Here is a 1,158-nt window from a genome sequence, read left to right as displayed (position 1 = left end):
TCATGCAGGTACGGACTCCTTCTCCGCTCTTTGCCGTCTTTTTGGCATCAGCCGCAAAACCGGCTACAAATGGCTTCAGCGTTTTGACCCTTCTGACCTGTCCTCTCTCTCTGACCGGTCGCGCGCACCACGCTCCCACTCCCGGACGGTTCCTGATGAGGTCGTCGGACACCTGACTGCCCTGCGTCAGAAACACCCTGACTGGGGCCCGAAAAAACTGCGGATGTGGCTCCTCAATCATCACGTCGATTTTACCGTTCCTGCTGCCAGCACTGTCGGCGATATCCTCAAGCGTGAAGGCCTGGTACCTGACAGAAAGAGAAAGCGCAGAACGCCGGGGAATCGCCGGCCCCTGACCAGCATCAGTGAGAACAATCAGGTCTGGAGCGCTGATTTTAAAGGCAAGTTCAGGCTGCTGAGCAGAGAGTACTGTCATCCCTTCACCCTGACCGACAACCACAGCCGGTATCTGCTGAGCTGCCGTGGAACGGACCGTGAGAGCGAGCCCTTCGTCAGGCACTGTCTGACGGAGGCGTTCCTGGAGTACGGTCTGCCGGACGTTCTGAGAACCGATAATGGTCAGCCCTTCGCAGGGACGGGTATCGCCGGGTTAAGTCGTCTTGCAGTCTGGCTGATAAAGCTGGGCGTCAGACCGGAACGAATCCGCCGGGGCCATCCCGAAGAGAACGGGCGGCACGAACGCATGCACCGTTCCCTGAAAAGTGCGCTGGCGCAGGGGAACACCTTCATGACGATGGAAGAACAACAGCGGTGGTTCAGCGACTACCGGAAAGAATTTAACTATGAAAGACCGCATGAAGCCCTGGCGGGTGCAACGCCCGGAACGGTGTGGCAACCCTCGAAGCGACAGTGGGATGGCCGTGTTCCTGACTATGCCTATCCGTCAGGAGGAACGGTCTACAGGGTGAAATCGAGGGGGACACTCTATATGGGGAAAAAGGGGACGGTGTTCCTGAGTGAAGCGCTGACTGATGAGTACATCATGCTGGAAGAACAAGATGATGGCCTTGAGGCCATCATCTTTAACGGAATAACGCTTGCGTACTATGACCGGAAAACGCAGAGTGTGCTCCGGATAGACTAAAAGTGTTACCTATGTTCCCGGTCTGATCTGTCACCTATGTATCCGGTCATACA

At 56.3% G+C, this 1,158-nt stretch carries 1 protein-coding gene; it reads left to right on the top strand.

Annotated features, from left to right (window positions below; all coding sequences use genetic code 11):
* Window positions 1-1,105, top strand: a 1,105-nt coding sequence (locus E0L16_RS21925; RefSeq protein ID WP_131638313.1) for a DDE-type integrase/transposase/recombinase, incomplete at its 5' end; no start/stop codon positions are given.
* Window positions 1,106-1,158: the final 53 nt, after the last annotated feature.

Origin of the sequence: Enterobacter quasihormaechei, assembly GCF_004331385.1 — a bacterium.
GTDB lineage: Bacteria > Pseudomonadota > Gammaproteobacteria > Enterobacterales > Enterobacteriaceae > Enterobacter > Enterobacter quasihormaechei.
Note: the sequence above shows the minus strand (reverse complement) of the source record. Positions and strands in the feature narration are given on the sequence as shown.